12 protein-coding genes and 1 tRNA gene are annotated in these 11,229 nt (G+C 38.1%); 1 reads left to right on the forward strand and 12 read right to left on the reverse strand.

What is annotated here, in order from left to right; translation table 11 throughout:
• Nucleotides 1-10: 10 nt before the first annotated feature.
• From MKZ18_RS19625 to MKZ18_RS19645, 5 genes are all read right to left on the reverse strand, one after another.
• Complete coding sequence (locus MKZ18_RS19625; RefSeq protein WP_025907456.1) at nt 11-1,039, reverse strand: sugar-binding transcriptional regulator; 1,029 nt, start codon at nt 1,037-1,039, stop codon at nt 11-13.
• A 131-nt stretch (nt 1,040-1,170) separates the two neighbouring features.
• A complete protein-coding gene (locus tag MKZ18_RS19630; RefSeq protein WP_025907455.1) occupies nt 1,171-1,419 on the reverse strand; it encodes a glutaredoxin family protein in 249 nt (82 codons plus the stop codon).
• 25 nt (nt 1,420-1,444) lie between these two features.
• The gene (rpoN, locus tag MKZ18_RS19635; protein WP_025907453.1) at nt 1,445-2,752 is read right to left on the reverse strand and encodes an RNA polymerase factor sigma-54; all 1,308 of its coding nucleotides are present in this window, start codon (nt 2,750-2,752) and stop codon (nt 1,445-1,447) included.
• A 117-nt stretch (nt 2,753-2,869) separates the two neighbouring features.
• Nucleotides 2,870-3,673, reverse strand: a complete 804-nt coding sequence (locus MKZ18_RS19640; protein WP_144593999.1) for a hypothetical protein — start codon at nt 3,671-3,673, stop codon at nt 2,870-2,872.
• A gap of 175 nt (nt 3,674-3,848) precedes the next feature.
• Nucleotides 3,849-3,920 (reverse strand) — tRNA-Arg (locus MKZ18_RS19645).
• A 238-nt stretch (nt 3,921-4,158) separates the two neighbouring features.
• Between MKZ18_RS19645 and clpP the strand changes: the two genes are divergently transcribed.
• Entirely contained in the window at nt 4,159-4,746 is a 588-nt protein-coding gene (clpP, locus tag MKZ18_RS19650; RefSeq protein WP_025907449.1) for an ATP-dependent Clp endopeptidase proteolytic subunit ClpP, read from the forward strand.
• A gap of 32 nt (nt 4,747-4,778) precedes the next feature.
• Here clpP and MKZ18_RS19655 read toward each other — a convergent pair whose 3' ends face one another.
• The 7 genes from MKZ18_RS19655 to MKZ18_RS19685 form a co-directional block, all read right to left on the reverse strand.
• On the reverse strand, nt 4,779-5,036 hold the full coding sequence (locus MKZ18_RS19655) for an HPr family phosphocarrier protein (RefSeq protein ID WP_025907448.1): 258 nt from the start codon (nt 5,034-5,036) through the stop codon (nt 4,779-4,781).
• A gap of 23 nt (nt 5,037-5,059) precedes the next feature.
• The gene (whiA, locus tag MKZ18_RS19660; protein ID WP_025907447.1) at nt 5,060-6,004 is read right to left on the reverse strand and encodes a DNA-binding protein WhiA; all 945 of its coding nucleotides are present in this window, start codon (nt 6,002-6,004) and stop codon (nt 5,060-5,062) included.
• A gap of 48 nt (nt 6,005-6,052) precedes the next feature.
• Nucleotides 6,053-7,009, reverse strand: coding sequence for a gluconeogenesis factor YvcK family protein (locus MKZ18_RS19665; RefSeq protein WP_094911122.1), 957 nt, complete (start codon nt 7,007-7,009; stop codon nt 6,053-6,055).
• On the reverse strand, nt 7,006-7,899 hold the full coding sequence (rapZ, locus tag MKZ18_RS19670; protein WP_025907443.1) for an RNase adapter RapZ: 894 nt from the start codon (nt 7,897-7,899) through the stop codon (nt 7,006-7,008). Before rapZ ends, MKZ18_RS19665 begins: the two co-directional genes overlap by 4 nt.
• A gap of 53 nt (nt 7,900-7,952) precedes the next feature.
• Nucleotides 7,953-8,411 (reverse strand): 8-oxo-dGTP diphosphatase, encoded by a 459-nt coding sequence (locus tag MKZ18_RS19675; RefSeq protein WP_025907442.1) that lies wholly within the window; start codon nt 8,409-8,411, stop codon nt 7,953-7,955.
• Between the two features lie 285 nt (nt 8,412-8,696).
• Nucleotides 8,697-9,647 (reverse strand): thioredoxin-disulfide reductase, encoded by a 951-nt coding sequence (gene trxB, locus MKZ18_RS19680; RefSeq protein WP_025907441.1) that lies wholly within the window; start codon nt 9,645-9,647, stop codon nt 8,697-8,699.
• Nucleotides 9,648-9,735: 88 nt separating this feature from the next.
• Entirely contained in the window at nt 9,736-11,223 is a 1,488-nt protein-coding gene (locus MKZ18_RS19685) for a tetratricopeptide repeat protein (RefSeq protein ID WP_076512319.1), read from the reverse strand.
• Between the last annotated feature and the right edge of the window lie 6 nt (nt 11,224-11,229).

An 11,229-nucleotide genomic window follows, 5' to 3' on the forward strand; every position in this document is an offset into this window, starting at 1 on the left:
TAATTAGGGATTAATTAAAATCCCTTACTAACTCTTTTGCAGCACCTTCATCTGTAATCAGAATCGAATGATGTGCTTGTTGCATAAATGCTCGAATTGCCTTTGCCTTCGAAGAACCACCTGCTACCGCGATGACACATTTATTGTTCTTTAAATCATCGAGTTGTATGCCAACTGTTTTCACTTTATGAACAACTTCTCCCTTTTGATTGAAGTAATATCCAAAAGCTTCACCAACAGCATGTCCTTTTTTGACTTTTTCTAAGTCTTCAGAAGATGTCCTTCGACGCTCCGCCATTGTCATAGCGTCTCCTATTCCATGAACAACCATACTTGCTGACTTAATTAATTGAATCATCTCCCGAATGGAAGGTTCCCCTACAATTGACTTATAGGCTTCGTCACTTAGCTGGTCTGGGACATGAAGAAGACGATACTGACCCATCGATTTTTCAGCCATTTTTGCGCAAATAGTGTTCGCTTGGTTTTGAACATTTTCACCAAGTCCACCACGAGCTGGCACAAATAGAACATCAGGGTGCTTAATTTCGGGTGTCATCATATTGGCAACAGCGGCAAGCGTTGTACCACCTGTAACAGCAACAATCTTTTTGGAATCAACAAGGCGCTCTTTGATGCACGACACAGCAGCTCTACCCATTTCGTTTTTAACAAAAAGTGAAGAATCGCTATCTCCAGAAACAACAACGACTTCTGCTAAAGAAAAGGCTTCTTTTAATGTTGTTTCCAATAATCGAAGTCCGGAAACTTCTTTCATTACGACTTCTAAATCGTGTAGCAGTAGCTCACCTTCTGTCGTAAGTGTCATTCCAGTTGTCTGCACATCAATTAAATCTTGCTCTTTCAGAAATGTAACCTCACTGCGTAACACACGCTCTGTTAACCCTAAGCTAACAGCTAAGTTGCGTCTACCGATCGGTTGCATTAAGCGTATGTACTGCAAGATTTGATATCGCTTTTGCATAACAGATAGAAGTTCAGGCAATAATTTTCGTTGTACTTCTATTAATGAACGCATGTTTAAATCTCCTTAAGGTGCAAGCTCGTTGGACAACATAAGTCCCATATAGACATATTTTGTCCCACCCACGCAAAAAAATTCACCCTGTTACATGTTTCATTCTAACAGGAGTGAATCCTTTATTCAACTCATCTGATGGCGTTTTTATAAAGTAAACGCTTTCTTATATTTTCTCTTTGAATTTTCCCATACATAACAACCTCACCATCGATTTCTATAACCGGAATCATAAGATGAAATTGTTCTAATAAACGTTCATCTGAGTAAATATCCTTTTCAATCACACTAAAGTTAAGGTCATGCTGTAAGGCAGTTAACATATCTTTAACCTCTTCACATAAAGGGCATGTTTTTCTTGTATACAAAACAACCTGCATCGACATCACCTTCTTTTTAATAGAGTTATACGTAAACTTTTCTTTGGTTAGATGAAGCAATGTTTAGCTGTTCCCGGTATTTAGCTACCGTTCTTCTTGATATTTTCACATCATGCTCTGTTAATAACTGGTTGGTGAGCTGCTGATCAGATAGCGGCTTCTTTTTATCTTCTTTTTCCACTAACTGTTTAATAAGCTCTTTTACCGTCATAACGGACGTTTCTTCAGTGGTACCCAGCTTTAAACTTGCTGTAAAAAACGACTTCATAGAAAATGTTCCAAAAGGTGTTTGAATATACTTATGAGTTGTCGCTCGGCTCACTGTTGACTCGTGGACGTTAATATAGTCTGCTAGTTCTTTCATCGTTAACGGCTGTAAAAAAGATGGCCCATGTTGAAAGAATCTTTGCTGTTTTTCTAGTAGTCCATGAACAATTGCGTTTAGCGTCTGCTTTCGAGTCTGGAGCCCTTTTAAAATCCATTGAAACTCTCGGTACTTTTCCTGCAAATACGGCTTAACCGCGTGGTTATCTTGGAGCATTAAGCTTTGTCTATATGCATCGTTAACTGATAACCGAAAATCTAACTCTTCATTGGCGTAAGCTACTAGCTCATAGCCCTCTTTCTTTATAATATAGTCCGGAATAATAAAGCGCTCTGCTTGAGTGGCATATAGTAATCCTGGCCGAGGGTTCAAACGCTTAATTTGATCATGGTATTTTTGAACTTGCTCCAGTGATATACTGCACTCTTTTGAAATTTTACTCCACTTTTTATACGCAAACTCTTGAAAATATTCTGTCAAAATTATTTCTAACTCATCAGAAAGCTGCCCGCTTTGCTCTAGCTGGATCAGTAAACATTCCTGAAGATTTCTTGCCCCTACCCCTATAGGATCTAACTGTTGAAGAGAATTTAACACCATTTCCACTTCTTCTAAATTACAACTGCATGCTTGTGCTACAAGCATTAAGTCCTCCTTCAGATATCCATGCTCATCCAAGTTCTCAATCATATAGCAAATGATGTCGTGTTCCTTAGTGGTTAATTCCAAAAACACAATTTGACCTAGCAAGTGCTCTGTCAATGTTTCTTGCTTAGAAGCAATTGAGTTTAGTAAGTCTTTATCATCATTAGCGTTCTGCTTATAAACTGAAGGCCTACTTGTAACTAACGGGGCATCACCAAAATCGATAAGCGGATTTTGCATCGCTTGCTCTTGTATAAATGATGCAATATCCAACGATGAATATTGTAAAAGAGAAATTGCCTGCGATAACTCTTTCGACATGGAAAGCTTTAAAGACTGCTGTTGAAATAAACCTACCTCCATTGTTTCTCCCTCCCACTGTTTATTCTACTTTGAACCTTATTACTTAGCAACGAACTAGAAGGAGAAATATATTGAAATAGAAAAGGCTACGAATGTTTCGTAGCCCTTTCCAACGGTTTATTGAATCGTGTTCGCCATTTCAATAAATTTATCTGTTTGCTCAGCTGATTTAGCAAAAATCGTAATCTTAACAGGCTTTGTTCCTTTCGTTACAATAACTTGTACATTCATATCATTAGACTCTGCTTCATACCACTCTGCATTGGCAAGCTTTCCTTCTGCAGGAATGCTTGCTTTTTGTACAGCGTTCGGGTCCACTGCCATTGCTGTTTGCTTTACTACTTCTACTGCTTGTTTTTCCGAAACATCTGATAGAAGCTCAATACGCATAAATTGAGAGCCATCCTCTTTATACATTACCGTATCACGACCAGGCTCTTCCCCAGCTAGTTCGTAGCCTTCAAGTACTTTAATTGCATACTCTTGATTATCGCTTTGGACTAATTCTTTGTCCTGAACTTCAGAATTTTCTTCTGGCTGCTCTTCAGCTGACTTTTCGTTTGATGCAGCATCATTTTGTTCTTCTGTTGGCTTCGTTACTTCTGCTTGTTCTCTATCTTCAGGTGACTCGGTTAAAGGCCTTTCCGTTGCCTCTTTACTTGTCTTTTCTTCGACTGCCGGCTCTTCTTTATCTAGTGTTGCTTCGCCTTTTGACTCTACGTCATTGCTTTCAGTCTCCTCTGACTCTTTGTTCGTCTGAGACTCTTTACTGTCAGACTGCTCCTCTGAAACTGTTTTTTCATTTGCTTGTTGCACTTGCTGAGACTTTTCTTGTGTTGCTGCTTCTTCATTCGATCCACATGCGGAAAGCAATAACGCAAGAGATGCACTTACAATAAAAAACTTATTAAGGGATTTCACAATTTTTCCTCCTTAGTTTTACTTTTCCTTATATACTTGTTTTATAGCATTCTGCCAAAATTGGCAACCATGACAAACGAATTAACTTACGAATTATTAGGCCTATCCACACATAAAATATACAGTTTTTACAGAACAAATAAAAAAAGCGCTGCAAGTTTGCAACGCTTTTAGACGCCCTCGACAGGATTCGAACCCACCCTAAGAGAACCGGAATCTCTTGTGCTATCCACTACACTACGAGGGCATAAAATAAATCATTATTCCTATGATGACTGCTTTCATTATAGGAAAGAAAACCAATCTTTTCAAGTATACAAGGTTTATTTTTGGAGCAATCGGGAAAAATTTATAAAGTACAGAAAAGGAATACATACCAGAAAAAGCGAATATGTGTAAAGAGCAGTTCTTTTGTTTGACCTTTATTGACCTTACATGTATTATAAGGTACATAACAAATTATTCTTGTTAAGGAGGAATTTTATATGAATCTAATTCCTACAGTTATTGAACAAACAAACCGCGGTGAGCGTGCATACGACATTTATTCACGGCTGTTAAAAGACCGTATCATTATGCTTGGAAGTGCAATTGATGATAACGTTGCAAACTCAATTGTATCACAACTTCTATTTTTAGCAGCAGAAGACCCAGAAAAAGATATTTCACTTTATATTAACAGTCCTGGTGGATCAATTACAGCAGGTATGGCGATTTACGATACAATGCAGTTTATCAAGCCAAAAGTATCAACAATTTGTATCGGAATGGCTGCTTCAATGGGTGCTTTCTTACTTGCTGCAGGTGAAAAAGGCAAACGTTTTGCGTTACCAAATAGTGAAGTAATGATTCACCAACCTTTAGGTGGAGCGCAAGGTCAAGCAACAGAGATTGAGATTGCTGCTAAACGCATTCTTTTCTTACGTGAGAAATTAAATCACATTTTAGCTGAGCGCACTGGTCAACCACTAGAAGTTCTTCAACGCGATACAGATCGTGATAACTTCATGACTGCTGAGCGTGCTCTTGAATACGGATTAATTGATAAAATTTTAACAAACGATCCGAAGTAATAAGAAGCCGTTCCCAATTGGGAACGGTTTTTTTATGCATCATTTTCTACATAAGAAGAAAGCGCTTGGATAGCTTCTTCTTCGTCACTACCTTCAGCAATCAGCGTGATAACGGTACCACGATTTAACGCTAAGCTCATTAACCCCATAATGCTCTTAGCGTTTACTACTTTTTCATCTTTCTTTAAAAACACATCCGATGTAAAACGGTTAGCTTCTTGAACAAACATGGCTGCTACTCGTGCTTGAAGGCCTGTTCTCAATTTAATTTCTACTTGTTTTTCCATTATGTTCTCCTCCCATGTCCCTTGCTTTACGTAACTGGTTGTCCAGCACGCAATTTATCGGCAATTTCATCTATCTTGCGTAGACGATGATTAATTCCAGACTTGCTAATTTGTCCGCCGGATACCATTTCCCCTAGTTCTTTTAGCGTTACGTCTTGGTATTCTACTCGTAAACGAGCAATTTCACGAAGCTTCTCAGGCAATACTTCGAGCCCAACTGTCTCTTGAATATAACGAATATTTTCCACCTGCCGAATCGCTGCACCGATGGTCTTGTTTAAGTTCGCTGTTTCACAATTGACGAGTCGATTAACAGAGTTTCGCATATCTCGTACAATACGAACGTCTTCAAAACGTAATAAAGCGCTATGTGCTCCAACAATACTTAAGAATTCCGTGATTTTCTCTGCTTCTTTTAAGTAATTGATATACCCTTTTTTACGCTCAAGCGTTTTACTGTTTAAGCCAAATGTATTCATTAACTCACAAAGGGCATCATTGTGCTCTCTATAGAGAGAAAAAATCTCTAGATGATAAGAGGATGTTTCTGGATTATTAATTGATCCTCCAGCTAAGAAAGCTCCCCTCAAATATGAACGCTTACAACACTTCTTTTTGACAAGCTCTTCTGAAATGTTATGAGTAAATGTGAAGCCTTCATTTAAAATTTTTAAATCCTCCAGTAAAAAACGAGCTTTTTCCACCAGACGAACAATGTAAACATTGTTCTTTTTCAACCTCATTTTTTTACGCACCAACAGCTCCACCGTTACGTTATACGATTTCTTTAGAAGTACATAAATTCTTCTGGCGATGGCTGCATTTTCTGTTTGTACGTCCACTGTTAAGTTACGATTAGAAAATGCCAACGACCCGTTCATTCGAATTAAAGCTGAAAGTTCTGCTTTTGCGCAGCAATCTTTCACTTCTAAATTAGTAAGTTCTTTTTTTGTTTCTGAAGCAAACGACACCTTTCCCACCTCCATTCTGTTGTCGTAGTAAGTTGCGGAAATTGACGTTTACGCCAACATATTAAAGATAAGGCGTGCCACTTTTTTCGTATCGTGACGAATAACACTACCGTCATATTGAATAATCTGTTCTTCCAACACTTCTAGTCCTAATTCAGTCAGCACTTCTCGGTCGTATTCCACAGGCTGTGCTTGTTCAACCTCATAGCGCTTCTTTAACGGTGCAGGAATTGGCGCATTATTTACAATAATTGCGTCTAAAAACGCACAAGGCATATGATCATACAGAGCCTTTACGTGATCACTTGCTTTAAAACCTAATGTTTCCCCTTGCTGGGTCATCACATTACATACATATACTTTTCTCGCTTTTGTCGTACATAGCTCATCTCGAATATCCGGAACAAGTAAATTAGGCAGGATGCTTGTATATAAGCTACCTGGACCTAATATAATTAAGTCAGCTTTGCGAATTGCTTTTAACGCTTCAGCAGAAGGCTTAATATCTTCTGGAGATAAAAATACGCGCTTAATTCTTTTTCCATACTCTGGAATCTTAGACTCTCCTGTGACAATTACTCCGTCTTCCATTTCTGCATGTAGCACTACGCTACGATTGGCAGAAGGTAATACTTTACCACGAACATTTAACACTTTGCTCATCTCACGAATCGCATGCACAAAATCACCTGTAATAGATGTCATTGCGGCTAAAAGCAAATTCCCCAGTGAGTGACCAATCAATTCATTTCCAGTTTCAAAGCGATGTTGAAACAGCTCTTCTACCAACGGTTCAACATCAGATAATGCGGCTAACACATTTCGAATATCACCAGGAGCCGGAATCTCTAGCTCATCTCGAAGCCTCCCAGAACTTCCGCCGTCGTCAGCAACCGTTACAATTGCTGTAATATCAAGAGGATATTCTTTCAACCCTCTTAATAATACAGGTAATCCTGTTCCTCCTCCAATGACAACGACTTTTGCAGGCTGTTCACTATTCATCTATATTTTTCCTTCCTCTTCTCGATGTCTCGATGAGAAATATGTGTTTTATAGTCTTTTTCAAAATGATGGCCGATATGTTCAGCCAAAGTGACTGAGCGATGTTGACCACCCGTACAACCAATCGCAATGACAAGCTGACTTTTCCCTTCACGCTTATACTGCGGCAGCATAAATGTTAAAAGATCAAGCACCTTTTCAACAAACTTCTGCGTTTCGGTCCATTTCAACACGTAGGAAGAAACTTCTTCTTCAAGACCTGTTTTCGGCCTCATATGATCAATGTAGTGCGGGTTTGGCAAGAAGCGAACATCAAAAACAAGATCAGCATCGATTGGCACCCCATACTTAAACCCAAATGACATAACGTTCACTGTAAAAACAGGTGAAGCATGTGAAGCAAACTGCGTAAGAATTTTCTCACGTAGCTCTCTTGGTTTTAAGTCAGATGTTTCATAAATTAACTGAGCACGTCCTTTTAATTCCTCTAATAGCTCACGTTCCATACTAATACCTTCTAAAGGTAATCCAGAAGGAGCAAGAGGATGTGAACGCCTTGTTTCTTTATATCTTGTTACGAGCACAGAGTCTTTTGCATCCAAAAAGAGAATTTGAGGCATAACCCATGTCGTTTCACTCATATTATCTAAGGCTTCAAATAAGCTATCAAAGAATTCTCGCCCTCGCAAATCCATAACAAGCGCTACTTTGTTCATTTTATTTCCAGATTCTTTCATAAGTTCAAGGAACTTAGGCAATAGCGTTGGGGGAAGATTGTCCACACAAAAAAAACCTAAATCTTCAAAACTTTGAATTGCCACCGTTTTTCCTGCACCTGACATTCCAGTAATAATAACCAATTGAATATCGCTTACAGATCCAGTACTCATTTGTTTACCCCCTATTAAAACCGAATTTTTTCATTGTTTATCTAACCAAATAGTTAGCAAGGATCGATTCGATAAGACAATAACTCAAAGTCAGTCGTGTATGTAAAATTACCGTAGATTACACCAGAACCTTTTGCCACATAATCAATAATATGATGGTCTCCTGGTGCCATTGGTAATTCACTAACATCATTTAAGTTATGCCAACCAAGCTTTCCTTCTTCTGATTCTAGCACATTTGTTCCATCAAAGTCGGTAGCAAAAAAAGTAAACATCATCCACTCTGACGCAATTTTATCATTTTCTTTCATTGTAAACGTAAAAATACCTTTTACCGTTGGATTCTTCAGGTAGATGCCTGTTTCTTCACGAAATTCTCGAACAACGGAATCCTTTACTGATTCTCCTTGTTCCATTTTCCCACCGGGAGCTACCCACCAATTTCGCCTTGGCTTTTGAAGTAATAGTACTTTTCCGTCTTTCACTAATACACAATTCGTAACTCGTTGCATCTTTCCACCTCTTCTTCTCTTCACTTTTCTGTCTATCATTATACTACGAAACAAACAGCCTTCACAACGAAGACACTTACTTAATACTAAATTTTCTGAAAATATATGTCGATGGTACAAAAAATAGTCCAAAAAAAAAGGCCTAGGAACAAGTCCTACGCCCGTCAAAGTTACTATTTTATAAAAGGGGGTCAATTACTACTTATATAGTACCCCATAAACATTTCACGTACGTTACAAAAACTTTAAAACAGAATAACTTTTTGTAAAGATATACGTAACAAATTAGTTAACGGCTTTTAACTTTTCTTTCAGTTCTTCAATATAATGTTGAGCTGCTTGAGCAGCAATACTTCCATCTCCCGTTGCTGTAACGATTTGACGAAGTGCTTTTTCACGAACGTCACCAGCAGCAAAGATTCCTGGGACACGTGTTTCCATTTGTTCATTCGTTTCAATATAGCCTTCTGCATTGGTGATGTTTAAGCCTTCAAACGGCTTTGTTAAAGGAACCATACCGATATAAATGAACACGCCATCTGCTCCGAATTCCTGTTCTTCACCAGTTTGTGTATTAACAAGCGTTACGCTACCTACTTTACCGTCTTTTTCATTCACTTCTTTTACAGTGTGATTCCAGATAAAGTCTACTTTCTCATTATCAAATGCACGCTGTTGTAAGATTTTTTGAGCACGAAGTTCCTCACGACGGTGAACAATCGTTACTTTTGTTGCAAAGCGCGTTAAGTACACACCCTCTTCAACAGCAGAGTCCCCTCCACCAACAACAACAAGCTCTTTTCCTTTAAAGAAAGCTCCGTCACATACTGCACAGTAAGAAACGCCGCGTCCTCCTAATTCTTTTTCACCAGGAACACCTAGTTTTTTATACTCTGCACCTGTTGCAATAATAATAGCACGCGCTTTATATTCTTTTTTACCAGCTACAACAGTCTTATACTCTTCGCCTTCAATAATTTCTTTAATGTCCCCATATGCATACTCAGCACCGAATTTCTTCGCATGTTCAAACATTTTATTTGAAAGATCTGGACCTAGAATATGGTCATAGCCAGGGTAATTTTCTACGTCTTCCGTATTTGCCATTTGGCCACCAGGGATTCCGCGCTCAATCATTAATGTTGATAAATCCGCACGAGACGTATATACAGCAGCAGTCATTCCTGCTGGGCCGGCTCCGATAATAATGACATCATAAATTTTTTCTTCTGTCATTGAGTAACACTCCTTTTAGGAATCTATTCATATATTTTTAATTAATTTTATCCTAATACGCTAACGACACTATCGTCTATTTTTTTGCTCACTTCAGCAGGTTATTTACAATTTTGACGTATTTGCGTACCGTTGATAAAGAAATACTATACAGTTGAGCTACCTTTTCCTGAGAAACAGCTTGTTGCTTTTGCTTCTGGTAGCAGTAAGTCGCTGCAGATGCCCATCCATTTACGTTGACATGGTGCCATTCGGCAGCCTGTATGTTATTCAATTCTACATATATGTTAAACCAAAACTGAATGATACCGGCTGCCTCTACTTCAGCTTCAATTTCAGCTTGGATTAAATCTGCAATTTCAAACATGATGTGCTGCTTATTCTGCCATACATACGTATATACTTCATCAAGTAATGAACTTGTATGTATGGATGGCTTAATTTTTTCTAATAGAAGCAACCGTTCTTTATCAGGAAGCTTCTTAGCCATATACAGGCTATACAGCTGATCATGAATATGTGTGCTTTCACATTTTTCTTGAGCGACAACATCGATTTCAGAATAGAAACGACGATTGTTCTTCTCATTAAATTGCCAAGGCGCTTCTAACTTCACCATTGAACCCGAATCACCAACGTTTTTCCATATATCTTTAGCAAACTGCTCAAACCCCACATGATAAGCAGCATAAGAAAGCCAATAATGAAAAGACGAGTCTGCTTGAAATCCTTTTTTATATAAACTCTTTAACCACCCATATGCTAACTTGTATTCCCCGACAAGAGCAAACGTTGATCCTAATTTATATTGATGCTCCAGAGATAAAGGATATACGCAGCTTAGCTGTTGAATCAAATAATTCACGACGTTCTGGTTATGCCCGTAATAGTGAAACACTAATTGATTACACAAAGCATGTAAGTTCCCAGGATTTTTTTCTAACACTTTATCTAATAAACCAATTGCTTTTTCTGTTTCATTAAGATAAAAATGAGCTAACGCTAAATTATTGTACGCTGACCAAAATTCAGGATAGTCTCGAATGATTTCTTCTAATAGCTGAATCGCTTTTTCAAACTGTGCATCTTGAAGCAACTGTTTTGCCTGTTCTTGCTTTAAAATCAGCGCATCTTCCTCATATTCTTCGTCTGATTCTAAATCAATGGAAAGCAGGTCTTCCAGCTCTTCCGCTTCCTCTAACAACTCGCCAGTTACATCTTCTTCCAAATAACATTGAACGTATTTATACGCTTCTTGAAATAATCCAAGATGCGCAAAATTATTAGCAATCACATAATAACAGTTGACCATTGTAGAATCTAAATCGTTGATAATATGAAGCAACAGCTCGTTTGATTCTTTATATTCACCTAAATCATTTAAAATAGTCGCTAACTGATATAAAATTAACGGCTCATCCCGGTCTAACTCTGACGCTCTCTGAAGATATCGTTTTGCTTTATATAAATCTTTATATTGATAGGCTTTAAGTGCTTTTTCAAAATATTCTTCTCCCGTTTTAAAAAACGGAATTACCTTTGCTTTCTTCTCGTGCACTTTTGAGTTTTTTCTCATTAAGTC

Origin of the sequence: Priestia sp. FSL W8-0001 (genome assembly GCF_038050335.1) — a bacterium.
Lineage (GTDB): Bacteria > Bacillota > Bacilli > Bacillales > Bacillaceae_H > Priestia > Priestia flexa.